Raw genomic sequence first — 18,189 nt, forward strand, 5'->3', positions numbered from 1 at the left:
GCCGGGCTCGATTCGAGGCTTGCGCTGCCGATGTCCGGGACTGACGAAGCGCCGATTTCGGCGCGCGAGGCTTCGAGCCTGTTCGCCGATTGGAAGGCGGTGCCTGCGATCGTGCTCGCGGTCTCCGGCGGGCCGGACTCGCTGGCGCTGATGTGGCTCGCCGCGCGCTGGCGCAAGGCGCGCAAGCGCGGGCCCGCGCTGTTCGTCGTCACCATCGACCACGGCCTGCGGCCGGAAGCGGCCCGCGAGGCGCGGTCGGTCAAGCAGTTCGCGCGCACGCTCGGTCTGCCGCACCGGACGCTGCGCTGGACCGGCGACAAGCCCGCGACGGGCCTGCCGGCGGCGGCGCGCGCGGCGCGCTATCGGCTGCTGGCCAAGGCGGCGAAAGCGGTCGGCGCGGCGCATATCATGACCGCGCACACCCGCGACGATCAGGCCGAGACCGTGCTGATGCGGCTGTCCCGCGGCAGCGGCATCGCCGGCCTGGCCGCGATGCCGCGCGAGACGGCACGCGACGGCGCCGTGCTGGTCCGTCCGTTGCTCGACGTGTCGAAACAGCGCCTGGTGGCGACGCTCGACAGGGCGAAGATCGGATTCGCGGTCGACCCGAGCAATGCCGATCCCCGGTTCACCCGCCCCCGTCTGCGCGAATTGATGCCGCTGCTGGCCGCCGAGGGATGCGATTCGCGCAATTTGGCGCGGCTCGCCGCCCGCGCCGCCCGCGCCGAAGCCGCGCTGGAGCTGCTGGTCGATGGCGCGGAGCGATTTCTGGCGGTGCGCAGCGCGGGCCATCCGCCACAGAGCTTCGATGCCTCGGTATTCTACGCGTTAAACGCGGAAATCCGGATTCGGTTGTTGCTACGTGCGATCGGCCGCGTCGGCCGGGAAGGCCGGCCTGAACTCGGCAAGGTCGAGGCATTGGCCGCCGCGCTTCAATCGGCCGCCGCCAAGCCGGCCGCCAAACCGGGGCAAATCAAGCTGAAACAAACGCTTGCCGGGGCCATCATCACTTTGACACCAGTTTGCCTGAAGTTTGCCGCAGCGCCGATGCGGCGGCGGAAGACGGGCTGATCCCGATCGCATTTGCGTTCCGGCGGCTGTCTCATCGGCCGAACTCTCTGTGATTTGAGCCGCGGGAGCGCCGAAATGCGCTAAATAGTCCTGAACGGTTCTCTTGGCAGGCGACCGTGTGACACCTAGATTGTGCATTGGCCGGTCCGAGGACAGTCTCGCGGCACCCGGGCCAAAGGATCGCGATCCGCGCGACCGATAAGGAAGATCGATGAACGCCAATCTGCGGAATTTCGCCCTCTGGGTCATTATCGTCTTGCTGCTTTTGGCGCTGTTTACGCTCTTCCAGAATCCCGGCCAGCGCGCCGCATCGCAGGACATCTCGTTCTCGCAGCTGCTCAGCGAGGTCGATCAGAATCACGTTCGCGACGTGGTGATCCAGGGCCAGGAAATTCACGGCACCTTCACCAACGGCTCGAGCTTCCAGACCTACGCGCCGAACGATCCGTCGCTCGTTACCCGCCTGTACAACGGTAAGGTCGCGATCACCGCGAAGCCGCCGGGCGACAATGTGCCGTGGTTCGTGTCGCTGCTGGTGTCGTGGCTGCCGTTCATCGCGCTGATTGGCGTCTGGATCTTCCTGTCGCGGCAGATGCAGGGCGGCGCCGGCAAGGCGATGGGCTTCGGCAAATCGCGCGCCAAGATGCTGACCGAGGCGCACGGCCGCGTCACCTTCGAGGACGTCGCCGGCGTCGACGAGGCCAAGCAGGACCTGCAGGAGATCGTCGAGTTCCTGCGCGACCCGGGCAAGTTCCAGCGGCTCGGCGGACGGATTCCGCGCGGCGTGCTGCTGGTCGGTCCGCCTGGCACGGGTAAGACGCTGATCGCGCGTGCGGTCGCCGGCGAAGCCAACGTGCCGTTCTTCACCATCTCCGGTTCGGACTTCGTCGAAATGTTCGTCGGCGTCGGCGCCTCTCGGGTGCGCGACATGTTCGAGCAGGCCAAGAAGAATGCCCCCTGCATCATCTTCATCGACGAAATCGACGCGGTCGGTCGTCATCGTGGCGCCGGTCTCGGCGGCGGCAATGACGAGCGCGAGCAGACCCTCAACCAGTTGCTGGTCGAGATGGACGGGTTCGAGGCCAATGAGGGCGTGATCCTGATCGCGGCCACCAACCGGCCCGACGTGCTCGATCCCGCGCTGCTGCGTCCCGGCCGTTTCGACCGTCAGGTCGTGGTGCCGAACCCGGACGTCGTCGGCCGCGAGCAGATCCTCAAGGTGCATGTCCGCAAGGTGCCGCTGGCGCCGGATATCAACCTCAAGACCATCGCGCGCGGCACGCCGGGATTCTCCGGCGCCGACCTGATGAACCTCGTCAACGAAGCGGCGCTGATGGCGGCCCGGCGTAACAAGCGCATGGTCACCCAGGCCGAATTCGAAGACGCCAAGGACAAGGTGATGATGGGCGCCGAGCGCAAGTCGCTGGTGATGACGGAGGAGGAGAAGCTTCTCACCGCCTATCACGAGGGCGGCCACGCGATCGTCGGCCTCAATGTTCCGGCCACCGACCCGATCCACAAGGCCACCATCATCCCGCGCGGCCGCGCGCTCGGCATGGTGATGCAGCTTCCCGAGCGCGACAAGCTGTCGATGTCGCTGGAGCAGATGACCTCGCGCCTCGCCATCATGATGGGCGGCCGCGTCGCCGAAGAAATGATCTTCGGCCGCCAGAAGGTGACGTCGGGCGCTTCGTCCGACATCGAGCAGGCGACCCGATTGGCCCGCATGATGGTCACGCGCTGGGGTCTGTCGGAAGAGCTCGGCACCGTGTCGTATGGCGAGAACCAGGACGAAGTATTCCTCGGCATGTCGGTGTCGCGCACCCAGAACGCGTCGGAAGCGACGGTTCAGAAGATCGACGCCGAGATCAAGCGGTTGGTCGAAGAGGGCTACAAGGAAGCCGAGCGTATTCTCACCGAGAAGCGCGCGGACCTCGAAGCCCTCGCCAAGGGTCTGCTCGAGTTCGAGACGCTGACCGGCGACGAGATCACCGATCTCATGAACGGCAAGAAGCCGAACCGCGAGTCGGTGCTGGAGCCCTCGGGCCCGCGCACCTCGGCTGTCCCGCCGGCCGGCAAGCCGCGGCCGCGTCCCGATACTGGCCTGGAGCCGCAGCCCCAGGCGTAACCGCCGGCCGATCCGAGAAACTGCAAAACGCGGCGGAGACGCCGCGTTTTGTCGTGTGTGGACAGGTCTGCGCCGGAAGCATCGATCGCCTGGCGGCCTGAATTTTGCCTGAGCTTGTGCGAGGATTTCTGGCCGCGCTCCGGAGACCGCCATGCCCCGCGATCGTTGTGACCCGAGCTTGGCCCCGCTGCTGGGGTCGGCATTGCTGAACATCTATGCGCTCTCGCGCGGCACCGAAGTCGGCCGGTTTCAGCAGGCCGCTTTGCAGCGCGTGGCCGAAGACCTTCCTTTCCATTCTGCATGGTGGGGCATGGCGCAGGCCCAGCCCGGTGGCGGTTTTGCCCTGCACAGTTCGTTTCGCTACGCGCTCCCGGAACATTTCGTTGCGAGTTGGGAGAAGGTTGCGCTGGACGACGACGTGGCGCGCACGGTCGCGGCGAGGCCAGGCGCGACAGGGCGATTTTCGCGGGATGATCTCGGCCGCACCCGCGGTTTGGCGCAGATGTCGGAGCGGTACGATATCGGCAGCATTCTCTCGACGGTCATCTTTGATCGCCGGCTCGGCGTCGCTACTTTTCTGTCGCTGTATCGGCGGGTGACGGCGCCTGGCTTCGGCGAGGCCGAGCGCGACTTCAAGGAGTTGCTGATGCCGCATCTGACCGCGGCGTGGCACGCCAATTGGCTACAGCATTTCGACGGGCTGCGAAGCATCGACGAGCATCGCGGTGCCGGCTTGGCGCTGGCTGATCGTCGCGGCATTCTGCATATCGCCGACGCCAGCTTCGCCGAACTGATGCGCTGCGAATGGGCGGGCTGGAACGGGCCCGCATTGCCGCCAGCCGTGCTCGCCAGTGCCGGAGGCGAGGCTGCGTATCAAGGGCGCGGGCTCCGCGTCGGCAGTTCGCGTGAGGGTGATCTGATCGTGTTCCACGCCCGGCCGCGGACGCCACTCGACCTCCTGTCCACGCGAGAGGCCGAGATCGCGGCGTGCTACGGGCTCGGACTATCCTACAAGGAAATCGCCGCCCGCCTGGCGTGCTCGCCCTATACTGTGCGTCATCATCTGCGCGGCATCTACGACAAGCTCGGCGTCTCCAACAAGGCGGCGCTCGCCCGCCTCGCCGGGCAGATCGCGGCGCAGCCCTCGGCGGGTGGAACATCTGACCGATAGTCCCGCGGGTCCTTCTGCCTAGCATTCGCAAGAAGCTGCCAAGGCGGCGGCGATTTGCGGAGGCGAGGGAATGGCTCTGACATTGGACGAATATGCGGCGCAGGACGGCCTCGGGCTCGCCGCGCTGGTTCGCAGCGGCGACGTCAGCGCCGCCGAATTGGCCGCCACGGCGCAGCGGGCGATCGCGGCGCTCAATCCCACCATCAATGCCGTCATCGGCGAGGTGCCCGCAGCGTTGCATGCGCCGGCTGCCGAAACCGAGGCCGCTTCTTTTCACGGCGTTCCGTTCCTGATCAAGGATCTGGTGATGCACGCCGAAGGCGTCGCCTGCGATATGGGGAGCCGCTTCGTGCACGGCAGTTTCGTCTCCCCGCACGACACCGAACTGATGCGGCGCTTCAAGGCCGCCGGGCTGATGACGCTCGGCCGCACCAACACGCCCGAGATGGGCTTCAGCATTTCGACTGAGCCGGTGCTGTATGGCCCGACCCGCAATCCGTGGGACCTGACCCGCTCGGCCGGAGGCTCCAGCGGAGGATCGGCCGCAGCAGTGGCCGCCGGTCTCGTCCCAGTGGCGCATGCCAATGACGGCGGCGGGTCGATCCGTATCCCGGCAGCCTGTTGCGGCGTGGTCGGCCTCAAGCCGACGCGCGGCCGGACGCCCACCGGGCCCGAATTCGGCCAACCGCTGAAAGGCATGGGCATCGAGCATGTGGTCACCCGCACGGTGCGCGATTGCGCCGCGCTGCTCGATGCGGTGCAGGGGCCCGGCGTCGGCGATCCGTTCGAAATTCCGCCGCCGGCGCGTCCCTATCTGCAGGAGGTCGGCGTCGAGCCGGGCCGGCTGCGGATCGCCTTCTCGCTCGCCGGCGTGATGCAGGCCAAGATCGACCCGGAGATGCGCGACGCGTTGCTTCAGGTGGCCAAGCATCTCGAGCAGCTCGGCCATCACGTCGAAGAAGCTTCGCCGGTGTTCGACGAGGCGCAGTTCCACACCGCCAACCTGACCTATTGGTGCGGCTTCCTTGCCGCTGGCATCCTTGGCGTGGGTCAGTTCAACGGCCGGACGCCGTCGTCGGAGCTGCTCGAAGCGACGACGCTGGCTTGCTACGAGCGCGGCCTCGCTCTGACGTTGGTCGACGGCGAAATCGCCGACGCCTTCACCAACATGGTGTGCCGCAGCGTCGCTCCGTTCTTCCGCCAATACGACGTCCTGCTGACGCCGACGATGGCGGCTGCGGCGCTCCCGCTCGGCTTCGCCAATGGCGACGACGCCTCGCTGGGCGCACAGGGCTGGTACGATCGTCTGTTCCGCCACGCGCCGTTCACCGCGCTCTACAACATGACTGGCCAGCCCGCGATCAGCCTGCCACTCTGTTCCGATCGCGAAGGGCGTCCGCTCGGCATGCAGTTCGTCGCGCGTTTCGGCGCTGAGGACCTGCTGATCCGGCTCGCGGCGCAGCTCGAGCAATCAATGCCCTGGAAGCAGCGACGGCCCGGCGTTTACGTTGGAGCGGTGTGACGCGACTAGGTCGGTTGGACCGGGGCCGAAAGGTCCCGGCCTTCGCATCGCGTGTGGGTCACGATTTCGATTTGCCGCCCGCGCGGAACAGATCCATCACTTCGCTCGACAGACGCTCCGGCTCGGCTTTCTTGGTCTTCGAAGAAGCCTTGGCGGCTTTGGCCTTCTTGGCAGGCTTCGCCGGAGGCGAAGACGGCTCGGCGGACCCATCGGCGAGCGCCGCCAGATGCTGACGCCGCCAAGCCGCAGTCCCGGATTTCGCGTCCGGATGGTGCTTGTCGAGCTTGGTGACGATCGACTTGACGTCGGCGTCTTTCAGTCCCTCGACGATCAGCGAGAAATCCTCGCCGAGCGATCCGGAAATGTCGCGCAACGCCGTCACATCGAGCGACTTTGTCTTGAGCGCCTTGATTACGAGGCTCAGCGCGACCTTGTCGACCTCGGCGCGAATCGGCCGGAAGATCTCGGCATTCTTGCCGATGCGCTTGAGAACCTGGAAGCCGTCAGCGGCGATGGCCATGCAGCACCTCTTCTACTTCTTTGACGAGATCGGCGAGAAGCGGGGTAACGACCTGACCCCATTTCTGCGAAAAACTCGGGAACTGCGTGATCTTGCCGAGCGCTTCAGAAACCGCCACCGCCTCTGGAATCTCGGTCTCGAACATCCGGAACGCGGGTTTCGCCGCGGTCTCCTCGTTGCGAAGTTTATTCGCGGTTTCGTCGTGGACTTTGACCTTGCGGCGCCGCGTGATCAGCACATGAGGCTGCTTGTACTTCGCCGCTTTCTTGGCGCCGGACGAAAGTCCGCGATCCGACAGCGTGATACAAAAGTTCTGCAGGCCGAACGTCGATAGGAAGTCGGCGATCGTAGGCACCATCACTAAATCGGCCAACCGAATGCTCACTTCGGTCAGCACCGAAATTCCTGGCGCGCAATCGATCAGGATGTAATCGAAATCCTTCCGCGTTCGGTCGAGTTGTCTCTTCATCACGGCGAACAGGCCATCGACAATCTGCTCCCAGCTCCATTTTTTGCCGGTAAGTTCGTAGATGATCCGTTGCTCGAAATTGCGCAACTCAGGGCTTGAAGGCAGCAGCGAGATGTTCAGCTGCTCACCTAGATGGGTAACGTTGCTGATGTTGTTGCGGATCGCATCCGTGAAAGCCATCGACTGTTTGCCGAGCAGGTTGTCGGCGAGAAATCCCTCGATCGTTGCGCCGCGCGACATCAGCGTCGCGAGCATCGAGTCGCCCGCGATGCAAATCGATGCATTCGCCTGAGCATCGAGGTCGATGACCAGCACGCGATGACCGCTCGCCGCCAGCGCTTCACCGAGCGATACCACCGTCGTGGTTTTCCCCACGCCGCCCTTCATGTTGGCGACCGCGATGATTTTCGCGCTCATGGCCGATCTCCGTCGAGCGCTCTCAGCAAGGTCATGCGTTCGTGCTCATCGAGCCGTTGCTCCAGGAAGCCGTCGACTTCTGCTGGAGGCGTCGCTTTGCGCACCGGATCGAGCAGCGTCTCAAATGCCTCGTCGCTGTCCGGGTCGTGGATGCGGATCAGGCCAACGCCATGCTGGCTGCATTGCGCGGTGATCTCCGGCAGCCTGGCTTCGGCCTTCGATGTCTCAGGCAAGTGCCAGACCAGATAACCGAAATGGGTAAAGCGGGTTTGCGCGAGGGCCTCGTAGACCGCCAGATCGGTGGCGCCGTGCTCGGCCTTCAATTCGAACGAATAGACATCGAGCTGCGCGCCCGGCATGAACCGGAAACGCATCGCCGTCACCAGGATGAAATCCGGGCGGGCCCAGCGCGCCAGCGGCGGGCCGAGTCGAGACGTATCCTTGATCAGTGATGCGCCATGGTCGGGGATGTCGAGTTCCCGCACGAACGCTCCCCTAAGATAGCGCCCGAGCGGCGCCATCAACTCGGCCTCGGTGCGGGCGGAACGGGTGTCGGGCTTTTCCTGGGGGCGACCGAGTTCGCTCTTGGCGAGAAATATCTGTCCGCCTTGGCCGCGAACCCGCCCGATCTGCCCGGCCGCGAACAGTTGGTCGCGCGCCTGCTCGTAGATTTCATCGTCGATCGATCGGCCGAGTTCGCGAGCCAACATCACCCGCAACACCCGGTTCAGCACCGGAGTTCCATCTTTCGGCAGTAACGTCTTGAGCAACTCTGAAACCGCCCCGACCGATGACGCTCGCATTCCATCCCCCGTCCGACCACAACCTTAGCGCGCGCACGCAAGGGCTGTAAATCGCGACGTGGGGCTCCCAAATGCGAGACGAAGAGAAGAGAATGCGGAGTTTTCACTTGCTTGACGTAACCGCGCGCAACTTGCACGCAGGGTCCGTAATCCGGACCCTGCCATGACCACTCACATCCCCAAGGCCCCGGCCTATTGGTCGCGTGATGCGATCTTCCCCGGCATTATCGCGATCGGGCCGATGCTGCCGGGCACGCTGGCGTTCGGCATGGCGTTCGGCGCACTGTGTGCGCAGAAGGGTTTCACGCTGGCGGAAGTCGAAGTGATGATGGCCACGGTGTATGGCGGGCTGTCGCAATTCGTCGCCGTGCAGTCGTGGCCGGCGACGCTGACGCCGTCGACGATCGCGACGCTGGCGCTGCTGACGACGACGGTCAACATCCGCTTCTTCCTGATGACCGCGTCGATGCGGCCGTGGTTCGGCACGCTGCCGCCTTGGCAGGCCTATCCGGCGATGCTGCTGGTCACCGACGGCGGCTGGCTCGCCGCGATGCGCTATCGCGAGCACGGCGGCGCCAATGCCTGGTTCTATGTCGCCGGGGGCATCGTGCTGTATTTCGTCTGGCTGCTGTCCGCGATACCCGGCTATCTGCTCGCCGAGCAATTGTCCGATCCGAGGAAGTTCGGCGTCGATCTGGCGATGCCGGCGTTCTTCGCCGCGATGCTGGTGCCGGCCTGGAAGGGACCGCGCCGCGCGATCCCGTGGGCGGTCTCCGGCGCGGTCGCGCTGACCGTGCATTGGCTGGTTCCAGGCTACTGGTTTATCATCGCCGGCGCACTTTGCGGCGCGCTGAGCGCCGCGCTAATGGACGAGCCGCCGCCACGGCCCGAGCGCGCGGCATGAGCGAGGTCTTGCGCAGCGACGTGATGATGGCGTTCGCCGTGATGACGGCGGTCACGGTCGCTTCCCGGCTCGGTGGCTTCTGGCTGATGCGCTATGTCGACGTCACGCCGCGGGTGCGGCGGATGCTCGACGCGCTGCCCGGTTCGATCATCGTCGCGGCCGCGCTGCCGGTCGCGGTCAATGGTGGGCCGATCGTGATGTTCGCGCTCGCCGCTGCGATGGCGGTCAGCATTGTCCGCCGCAACGACTTCATCGCGGTGATCACCGGTATGACCGTAGCGGCTTTAGCGCGGGCGCTCGGGTTGGGCGGCTAGTTGCAGTTTGCTGTTCACTTCATTGCGGTAAGTGCCAGGCTGTAAGGGCTTGCCTTCGTCTCTGAATAGGTGTTCACTTTTTTCACTGATTTGGGCACGGCGTTTCGCTACGCCGATGTCCCAAGATCTTGATGAGCGGCCACTTTCCGATCCCGTCCGGAGTCGGAACGCTCGATCCCGAGACGAGTGCATCATGGTGTATCGGCGGACCAATCAGGTCGTAAAGCGGCTGGCTGCACGCCGCAGCGCCATCCTTGCTGCGGCGCGCGAGACCGCGGTCGAAGGTGGCATGGCTGCGGTGCAGATTGCCCCCGTGGCGAGCCGCGCGAACGTCGCTGCGGGAACCGTGTACCGTTACTTCCCGTCCAAGGCCGACCTGATTTCCGAACTGATCGCAGACGTGTCGCGCGACGAACTCGCCGCGATTCGCCGCGCCGCAGATGCTGCGCCGGGCCCGTCCTCCGCGCTCGCCGCTGCGGTGACCACGGTCGCGGTGCATGTGCTGTCGCATCGCAAGCTCGCCTGGGGCATTCTCGCCGAGCCGGTCGATGTCGACGTCTCAGCGTCGCGGCTCGCCAGCCGCCGGGATATCGCCGGCGAGATGGAATCGCGGATCGACGCCGCGGTGCGCGCCGGCCATTTGCCCGCGCAGGACACGGCGCTCGCAGCGACCGCGTTGCTTGGTGCGGTGCATGAATCCCTGGTCGGGCCGCTGGCCCCCGACAATCTCGACGACCCGGCCAAATTGCGCGATGCGGTGCAAACCGTGACGCTGCTGGCGCTGCGCGCCGTCGGCGTGATGGACGCGCGGGCCCGCGGGCTTGTGGTGCAGGCCGTGGTGCCGTCCCGCATTCTGGTCGGCGCCTGAGACTTTCTGACGGCCGAATCCGTTTGCCGAATGGAATTGCTCTCAGTAAGGGTTGAGGGCGTACCCCGATCCCGGCCTGTTGCGCTGTTGCGGCAGACGCGCCAGCCACGCTCGACGAATCAGCGGGCCGCGCAGGAGTATCTCGCATGACGATTCTGATGCCCGAGCCGGACCAGGCCGTGCTGGCGCGCCGCGACGAGATCGTCGCGAGCCTGCGCAAGATCGTGCCGGGCGAGGGCGTGATCTCCAGCGCCGCCGAAATGAAGCCCTATGAGTCCGACGGGCTGATGGCGTATCGGCAGCCGCCGATGGTGGTCGTGCTGCCCGACACCACCAAGCAGGTTTCCGAAGTACTGCGCTATTGCCACAAGAACGGCATCAAGGTGGTGCCGCGCGGCTCCGGCACGTCGCTGTCCGGCGGCGCGCTGCCGCTCGCCGACGGCGTGCTGCTCGGCCTCGGCAAGTTCAAGCGGATCCGCGAGATCGACTTCGACAACCGCGCCGTCGTGGTCGAGCCCGGCGTCACCAATCTGGCGATCAGTCAGGCGGTCGATCATGCCGGCTTTTACTACGCGCCCGACCCGTCGTCGCAGATCGCCTGCTCGATCGGCGGCAACATCGCCGAGAATTCCGGCGGCGTGCATTGCCTGAAATACGGCATGACCACCAACAACGTGCTCGGCTGCGAGATCGTGCTGATGACCGGCGAGATCCTGCGCATCGGCGGCAAGGCCGCCGAATGCGCGGGTTACGACCTGATGGGCGTGATCACCGGCTCCGAAGGCCTGCTCGGCGTCATCACCGAAGTCACCGTCCGCATCCTGCGCAAGCCGGAGACGGCGCGGGCGCTGATGGTCGGCTTCACCGACGTCGAGGCCGCCGGCCGATGCGTCGCCGACGTGATCAGCGCCGGCATCATTCCCGGCGGCATGGAGATGATGGACCGCCCCGCGATCCACGCCGCCGAAGCCTTCGTCCACGCCGGCTATCCGCTCGACGTCGAGGCGCTGCTGATCATCGAGCTCGACGGCCCGCAAGTCGAGGTCGACGAACTGATCACCCGCGTAGAGGCGATCGCGCTCGGCTGCGGCTCGACCACCTGCCAGATCTCGACGTCGGAACAGGAGCGGCTGCTGTTCTGGTCCGGCCGCAAGGCCGCGTTTCCGGCAGTCGGCCGGATCTCGCCGGACTATCTGTGCATGGACGGCACCATTCCGCGCGCGCAACTGCCGCTGGTGCTGCGGCGGATGACGCAGATGTCGGAAAAATACGGGCTGCGCGTCGCCAATGTGTTTCACGCCGGTGACGGCAATCTTCACCCTCTCATCCTGTACGACGCCAACAAGCCCGGCGAGCAGGACAGGGCGGAGGCGTTCGGCGCCGACATCCTGCGGCTGTGCGTCGAGGTCGGCGGCGTGCTGACCGGCGAGCATGGGGTCGGCATCGAGAAACGCGACCTGATGCCGGAGATGTTCTCCGATATCGATCTCAATCAGCAGCAGCGATTGAAATGCGCGTTCGATTCCGAGGGCCTGCTCAATCCCGGCAAGGTGTTTCCGACGCTGCACCGCTGTGCCGAGCTCGGCCGCATGCACGTCCACGGCGGCAAATTGCCATTCCCGGATATTCCGCGGTTTTGAACCTGGTAGTTTGATGGTCGATGGACGAAGCACAACCTTTCAACGTCATTGCGAGCGAAGCGAAGCAATCCAGCGTCGTGCACCGGCTGGATTGCTTCGTCGCTTCGCTCCTCGCAATGACGTGGCGTTGGCTATCTGAAATCCAATGAAGGACGCATGTCGACCGTGGATACGTTGAAAGTACGCGACGCGCAGGAGGTCGAGGACGCGGTGCGCGCCGCGATCGCGGGTGAGCAGCCGCTCGAGATCATCGGGCACGGCACCAAGCGGCGGGTCGGCCAGCCGATGGCGACCAATGCGGTGCTGGAGTTGTCGGCGCTCAACGCGGTCACGGCCTACGAGCCGAACGAACTGATCATCACCGTGCAGGCCGGCGCGCCGGTCGCCGACGTGCTGTCGCTGATCGACTCCAAGAATCAGCAGTTCGCCTTCGAGCCGATGAACACATCGCTGCTGCTCGGCACGGTCGAGACCGAAGGCACGATCGGCGGCATGATCGCCGCCGGGCTCGCAGGCCCGCGCCGGATCAAGTCCGGCGGCGCGCGCGACCATCTGCTCGGCGCGCATGCAGTGTCGGGTTTCGGCGAGAGCTTCAAGGCCGGCGGCAAGGTGGTGAAGAACGTCACCGGCTACGATCTCTGCAAGTTGCTGGCGGGCTCCTGGGGCACGTTGGCGGTGATGACCGAAGTGACGCTGAAGGTGACGCCGCGGCCGGAGAGCGAGCGCACGCTGCTGCTGCGCGGGCTCGACGACGTCACCGCCAACAAGGCGATGACGCAGGCGGTCGGCTCGCCCTATGACGTCAGCGGCGCGGCGCATCTGCCCGGCTCGGCGCTGCGCACCACCGGCGGTGCGCTGGCCGAACTTGCGCAGCCGGATCAGGCGCTGACGCTGCTGCGGCTGGAGGGCATCACCTCGTCGGCGAGTCATCGCGCCCAGTCGCTGCGCGAGGCGCTGAAGAGTTTTGGCGCGACCGAGTTGATCGAGGACGAAGCCTCGGCCGCGCTGTGGCGCGCTGTGCGCGACGTCGAGCCGTTCGCGGCGTCGGGTCCGCGTGCGTTGTGGCCGGTTTGGCGGATCGTCTGTCCGCCGGCGTCGGGCGGCGCGTTCGGGCAGGCGCTGCAACGCGAGAGCGGCGGCGAGGTGATCTACGATTGGGGCGGCGGCTTGATCTGGGCCGCGCTGCCGCCGGCGGCAGATGCACAGGCCAAGGCGCTGCGCCAGCGCGTCGCCGCGATCGACGGCCACGCCTCGCTGATCCGAGGCAGCGACGAGGTTCGCGCGGGCATCGACGTGTTCCATCCGCAACCGCGCGGCCTCGCCGCGCTCGGGCAGCGGGTCAAGAACAGCTTCGATCCGAGGAACGTTCTCAATCGCGGCCGGTTGTCGCGAGGACAGCCAGCATGAAAACCGAATTCAGCCTCGCCCAGCTCGCCGATCCGGACATCGCCGAGGCCGACAAGATCCTGCGGGCCTGCGTGCACTGCGGATTCTGCACGGCGACGTGCCCGACCTATGTGCTGCTCGGCGACGAACTCGACTCACCGCGCGGTCGAATCTACCTGATCAAGGAGATGCTGGAGAGCAACAAGCCGCCGACCGCGGACGTGGTCAAGCACATCGACCGCTGCCTGTCGTGCCTCGCCTGCATGACCACGTGTCCCTCCGGCGTGAACTACATGCATCTGGTCGATCAGGCGAGGGCGCGGATCGAGAAGGACTACACGCGGCCGTTCTGGGATCGGCTCATCCGCGAAGCGCTGTCGTGGATGATGCCGCATCCCGGCATGTTCCGGCTCGGCATGTGGGCGGCGCGGATCGTGCGCCCGATTGCGGGGCTGCTGCCCGGCTCGCACGATCTCGCCCATCCGACGTTCCTGAGCCGGGTCAAGGCGATGTTGGCGCTGGCGCCGAAGCATCTGCCGGAGCGCGGACCGGACTCCGGAACCACGTTCCCGGCGATCGGGACAAAGCGCGGGCGCGTCGCGCTGCTGCACGGCTGCGCCCAGCAGGTGCTGGCGCCGCGAATCAACCGGGCCGCGATCAATCTGCTGACCCGCCACGGCATCGAGGTCGTCCTCGCGGCCGACGAGGCCTGTTGCGGTGCCCTGATCCATCACCTCGGCCGCGATACCCGCACGCTCGAATATGCCCGCACCAACATCAAGGCGTGGCTCGCCGAGATCGAGCGCGGCGGCCTCGACGCGATTCTGGTGACGACGTCGGGCTGCGGCACGGTGATCAAGGACTACGGCTACATGCTGCGCGAAGACCCGGCGTTCGCCGCATCGGCCGCGAGGGTCTCGGCGCTCGCCAAGGATATCAGCGAATATGTCGGCGATCTGGAGCTGTCGGTGCCGCGGCCGCAGCGCGATGTCGTGGTCGCTTATCACTCCGCCTGTTCGCTGCAGCACGGTCAAAAAGTCACGCGGCTGCCCAAAGAATTGCTTTCCAAGACCGGATTCGTGGTGAAAGATATCCCGGAGAGTCATTTGTGTTGTGGTTCGGCGGGCACGTACAACATTCTCCAGCCTGACATCGCGACCCGATTGCGCGACCGCAAGGTCGCCAACATCGCTGCCGTCAAGCCGGACATGATCGCCGCTGGGAACATCGGCTGCATGGTGCAGATCGCCAGCGGAACGGAAGTCCCTGTGGTGCACACGATTGAACTTCTCGATTGGGCGACAGGCGGTCCCCGGCCTGCGAGTACCTGACTGCGCTGCAGGCCTGCTGGCGGAGAGCGTGATTGCCCACAGGCGATCCGCACAACAGGAGGACGACGATGGCGAAGGACAAGAAGTCCAAAAAGAACAAGGCAGACAAGAAGGCCAAATCAAAGAGCGACAAGTCGAAAAAGGCCAAGCTTCCGGTGACGGCGAAGACGTCCAAGAAGGGCGCCAAGTCGGCTTCGACAAAATCCGCAAAGGCGGCTGCCAAGAAGACGGTGAAGGCCGGCGCGAAGAAGACTTCCGCCAAGAAGGCTCCCAAGAAGGCCGGGAAGGCCGCCAAGACGTCCTCAGCCAAGACGTCCTCAGCCAAGACCTCCAAGGCCAAGGCCTCCAAGGCCAAGGCCTCCAAGGCCAAGGCTTCAAAGCCCAAAACTTCCAAAGCCAAGACTTCCAAAGCCAAGACTTCCAAAGCCAAGACTTCGAACAAGGCGGTTGCCAGCAAGCCGCGTGCTGCCAAGACGCCGGCCAGGACAGCCGGCAAGGCCGCCGCGCCGAAAAAGGCGGCGCCGAAGGCGTCGACCAAGGTTTCGTCGGCCAAGCCGTCGCCCGGGAGATCGTCGCCCAAGAAGGCTTCTCCGCGCCGGGCCACGCCGAAGGCGAGCCCGCCGGCCGAGCTTCTCGCGCAGGTCGATGCGGCCGCGCCCGCCGAAGCGCCTGCTGCTGTCGAAGCCGCTCCGCCGCCGAAGCCCGTCAAACCGCGCAAGCCGCGCGCCCCGAAGCCCGCAGCCGTTGCTGCACCCGAGATGGACGAGCCGAGTTCCGCGTCGCTATCTTCCGAAGGCGAGTCTGTCCCCGCCGAGGCCGAATTCTCCGAGCCTGAATCCGTCGAGGCTGAAACGCCGGAAGCGGATCTGTCCCGATCGCCGGCTCCGGAGCCGTCCTTCGAGGACGCCGACGCCCCGGCCGAGCCGTTTCCCGCAGCGGCCGAGTCCAGCCCCGAGGAGAATGTCCCGGTCGAATCCCCGCCGCCTTCCGCGGAGGACGACGCCGATATCGAAGGCGATCGCGATCATCCCCATCACCGGACGCCCGATTCGATGTGACTACGGTCGCCCGGATTGCGGCGCGAGATCATCCGAAGGCCGCGGCAACCGCCGCGGCCTTCGCCTTTTGGCGAGGGTCGCGCGCCGATCGCGCCTGTCGGTCCGGCCGCAGCGCAGCCGAATCGCGCCATCCGATCGGGCGCCCTGCCTCGTCACGGTTCTGTCGTATTGGTCGAAAGTGTTGCTGGCGGAGCCAGATTCAGCGACTGGTATTCGGAGTGAGTCCCAAAATAGTGGTCGAACTGCAACACTCGCGAACTACTCAACGCAGGATGGTCGTAATTGCTCAAAAAAGCGGCAGGTGCATGTGTTTTTTGCTTCACGGTTCCTCGTCTCAGCCGCAGATTGTGCGGGAGTTACTTCACAGGTCGATATCGCGTCTCTGGACTTCGGGTCGGGCTGGTTTCAAATCGATGGGGATCATCATGAAGAAAACAATTCTGTCGGTCGCGGCTGTGCTCGCTGTCGGCGTTACCTCCGCCTCCGCCGCCGACCTGCCCGCCAAGGTCTACACCAAGGCTCCGCCGATCGTGGCGTTCGACCCCTGGGACATCGCGTTCGGCAGCGCGATCATGAGCGACTACGTGTTCCGCGGCATCACCCAGTCGAACCACAAGCCGTCGGTGAACGCCTATTTCGAGCCGCGCTACAACGTCACCAAGGACCTGCAGCTCTACGTCGGCACCTCGTTCTCCAGCATCTCTTTCCCGAACCGCGCCGCTGCTGAAGTCGATATCTACGGCGGTATCCGGCCGACCTTCGGCGCCTTCGCCTTCGACTTCGGTGTGTTCGGCTATCTGTATCCGGGCGGAACCTGCCAGTTCGGCGGCACCGGCACGGACAACACCGGCCGCTTCTGGGGCTCCGACTGCGCGACCAACGCGATCTTCAACGGCAACGTGATGAAGAAGGACGCGAGCTTCTTCGAGGGCTACGCCAAGGTGATGTGGACCGCGAACGAGATGTTCTCGTTCGGCGCCAACGAATACTACTCGCCGAACTTCTTGAACACCGGCGCCTGGGGCAACTACGCATCGGTGACCGCCAAGTACACCGCGCCGGCCACGTATTTCGGCGGTGGCGTCGGCATGTACATCTCGGGTGAATACGGCCATCAGTGGTTCGGCACGTCCGACTCGTTCTACGGCGTTCCGGCTTCGCCGTTCGGCATCAAGTACGCCGACTACAACACCTGGAACGTCGGCATCGGCTTCAACTACAAGGTGTTCACGCTCGACCTGCGCTACTCGGACACCGACCTGTCCAAGGCGAACTGCAACGCCTTCACCAGCGACTACACCGCCACTCCGAGCGGCGACTTCTCCCCGATCAATCCGTCGGGCGTCGGTTCGAAGTGGTGCGGTGCCACCTTCATCGCCAAGCTGTCGGCTGACCTGACGCTGATGAGCAACATCAAGTAAGCGATCCCTTCTGGGATACGACGGGCGGCAGAGCGATCTGCCGCCCGTTTTGTTTTGCGGAAGGGTCGATTGTCTGCCGACACGCCTCTCGTCCGCCGAGCCTCCTTGCGCTGCAGGCGCAACCCGCACCGACGTCATCCTCCGCGAAAGCGGAGGATCCGGTATTGCAGAGCGTGCGTGGTGAGCCCACTGCACAGCAACGAATGCTCTGGAATACTGGGTCGTCCGGTCGAGCCGGACGATGACGGCTGACAATGAGACGAGCGCTGGGACCATCTCGGCGCCGTCATCCTGAGGTGCTCGCCCGCAGGGCGAGCCTCGAAGGATGCGGAGACGTGGGCCGTGCGTGCGGCCCATCCTTCGAGGCTCGCTGCGCTCGCACCTCAGGATGACGCTGTGCGCGTTGATTGCGATGTCAAACAGCCACGACGAATTGACCTCGCGGCTCCGCTGAGCCCGAGGTTTGCACCCGTCGCTGTCACAGCGAGGGGTGGGGGCGCGCCGGTCGGCGCGGGTTGGTGGTGGTTCTCGCGATCACTTCTTGCGAAGGATCGCGTAACGCCTTCCGGCGCGCCCACCGCGGCGCTTTCTGTCTTCGGGCCCGTGCTTCCGTTGACAGGCAAGGGTAATGAAACCCCACGGTCCGGCGGATTTCGCCGCCTTCGCCTGCCCCCGTGCAGCGAACTAACAAGTCGCAGAGCCTCGTAGTAGGCCCGGACGGGTCCCCGAAGCCTCCCGGACGCGTGCTTGCGAGGCACGACGCGCAGGACGCCGCGTCCATCCGGCTTTGCTGACCAGCGTCAGCTCGGCCGAACCATCGTTCCAGGCTGGTTGCCCAGCCCGCCGATCTGTCCCGCTTGTACGACGCCTCGCGAAGCGCCCCTCACGGACAGGACAGGGCGGACTATAATCATAATAGGATTATTATCAAGAAGTGTTATGTCTCGCGTCCCGGACGCGCTGCTGCACGGAGTGCCGCTGCGCAGAGCCGGGACCCCGGTTCGCGGGCTCACAACACTTGCTGGCTCTCGAGAAGAATCGGGGTCCCGCATCAGCGGCGCAGCGCTGCGCGCTGCACCGCGTGCGGGACACGGGCCTGAAGAGGCGGAGCGCCCGGCTTCGCTACGCTGCGCGATGTTCCTCTCCATGAGGGTCGAGACTGAGCG

The 18,189-nt window shown here is 65.5% G+C and carries 15 protein-coding genes; 12 read left to right on the forward strand and 3 right to left on the reverse strand.

What is annotated here, in order from left to right:
• Positions 1–30 precede the first annotated feature (30 nt).
• The 4 genes from tilS to RPB_RS09165 all read left to right on the forward strand — a co-directional run bounded on the left by tilS (position 31) and on the right by RPB_RS09165 (position 5,892).
• Positions 31–1,071: a tRNA lysidine(34) synthetase TilS gene (gene tilS / locus RPB_RS09150; protein ID WP_011440713.1), complete on the forward strand. Its 1,041-nt coding sequence runs from the start codon at positions 31–33 to the stop codon at positions 1,069–1,071.
• Between the two features lie 211 nt (positions 1,072–1,282).
• Entirely contained in the window at positions 1,283–3,199 is a 1,917-nt protein-coding gene (gene ftsH, locus RPB_RS09155) for an ATP-dependent zinc metalloprotease FtsH (RefSeq protein ID WP_011440714.1), read from the forward strand.
• 151 nt (positions 3,200–3,350) lie between these two features.
• Complete coding sequence (locus RPB_RS09160; protein WP_011440715.1) at positions 3,351–4,370, forward strand: helix-turn-helix transcriptional regulator; 1,020 nt, start codon at positions 3,351–3,353, stop codon at positions 4,368–4,370.
• 70 nt (positions 4,371–4,440) lie between these two features.
• Positions 4,441–5,892 carry an amidase gene (locus RPB_RS09165; protein WP_011440716.1) on the forward strand — a complete coding sequence of 484 codons (1,452 nt, stop codon included), beginning with the start codon at positions 4,441–4,443 and terminating at the stop codon, positions 5,890–5,892.
• Positions 5,893–5,950: 58 nt separating this feature from the next.
• On the opposite strand, the gene RPB_RS09170 is transcribed toward RPB_RS09165, so the two are convergent.
• The 3 genes from RPB_RS09170 to RPB_RS09180 are packed head-to-tail and all read right to left on the reverse strand — an operon-like array spanning position 5,951 to position 8,032.
• On the reverse strand, positions 5,951–6,412 hold the full coding sequence (locus tag RPB_RS09170; RefSeq protein ID WP_011440717.1) for a hypothetical protein: 462 nt from the start codon (positions 6,410–6,412) through the stop codon (positions 5,951–5,953).
• Complete coding sequence (locus RPB_RS09175; RefSeq protein WP_011440718.1) at positions 6,396–7,298, reverse strand: ParA family protein; 903 nt, start codon at positions 7,296–7,298, stop codon at positions 6,396–6,398. Before RPB_RS09175 ends, RPB_RS09170 begins: the two co-directional genes overlap by 17 nt.
• Positions 7,295–8,032 (reverse strand): hypothetical protein, encoded by a 738-nt coding sequence (locus RPB_RS09180; protein WP_245258332.1) that lies wholly within the window; start codon positions 8,030–8,032, stop codon positions 7,295–7,297. Before RPB_RS09180 ends, RPB_RS09175 begins: the two co-directional genes overlap by 4 nt.
• Before the next feature lie 232 nt (positions 8,033–8,264).
• On the opposite strand from RPB_RS09180, the gene RPB_RS09185 reads away from it, so the two are divergent.
• From RPB_RS09185 to RPB_RS09220, 8 genes are all read left to right on the forward strand, one after another.
• On the forward strand, positions 8,265–9,005 hold the full coding sequence (locus RPB_RS09185) for an AzlC family ABC transporter permease (RefSeq protein ID WP_011440720.1): 741 nt from the start codon (positions 8,265–8,267) through the stop codon (positions 9,003–9,005).
• Positions 9,002–9,319 (forward strand): AzlD family protein, encoded by a 318-nt coding sequence (locus tag RPB_RS09190; RefSeq protein WP_011440721.1) that lies wholly within the window; start codon positions 9,002–9,004, stop codon positions 9,317–9,319. The genes RPB_RS09185 and RPB_RS09190 overlap by 4 nt, the downstream gene beginning before the upstream one ends.
• 193 nt (positions 9,320–9,512) lie before the next feature.
• Positions 9,513–10,187: a TetR/AcrR family transcriptional regulator gene (locus RPB_RS09195; RefSeq protein ID WP_041798131.1), complete on the forward strand. Its 675-nt coding sequence runs from the start codon at positions 9,513–9,515 to the stop codon at positions 10,185–10,187.
• Positions 10,188–10,333: 146 nt separating this feature from the next.
• Complete coding sequence (locus RPB_RS09200) at positions 10,334–11,827, forward strand: FAD-linked oxidase C-terminal domain-containing protein (protein WP_011440723.1); 1,494 nt, start codon at positions 10,334–10,336, stop codon at positions 11,825–11,827.
• A 165-nt stretch (positions 11,828–11,992) separates the two neighbouring features.
• Positions 11,993–13,234, forward strand: coding sequence for an FAD-binding protein (locus RPB_RS09205; protein ID WP_041798647.1), 1,242 nt, complete (start codon positions 11,993–11,995; stop codon positions 13,232–13,234).
• Positions 13,231–14,544 (forward strand): glycolate oxidase subunit GlcF, encoded by a 1,314-nt coding sequence (gene glcF, locus RPB_RS09210; protein WP_011440725.1) that lies wholly within the window; start codon positions 13,231–13,233, stop codon positions 14,542–14,544. Before RPB_RS09205 ends, glcF begins: the two co-directional genes overlap by 4 nt.
• Before the next feature lie 230 nt (positions 14,545–14,774).
• The gene (locus tag RPB_RS09215; protein ID WP_198135166.1) at positions 14,775–15,602 is read left to right on the forward strand and encodes a hypothetical protein; all 828 of its coding nucleotides are present in this window, start codon (positions 14,775–14,777) and stop codon (positions 15,600–15,602) included.
• 425 nt (positions 15,603–16,027) lie between these two features.
• Positions 16,028–17,023 carry a TorF family putative porin gene (locus RPB_RS09220; protein ID WP_011440727.1) on the forward strand — a complete coding sequence of 332 codons (996 nt, stop codon included), beginning with the start codon at positions 16,028–16,030 and terminating at the stop codon, positions 17,021–17,023.
• Positions 17,024–18,189: the final 1,166 nt, after the last annotated feature.

This window comes from Rhodopseudomonas palustris HaA2, assembly GCF_000013365.1.
Classification (GTDB): Bacteria; Pseudomonadota; Alphaproteobacteria; order Rhizobiales; family Xanthobacteraceae; genus Rhodopseudomonas; species Rhodopseudomonas palustris_J.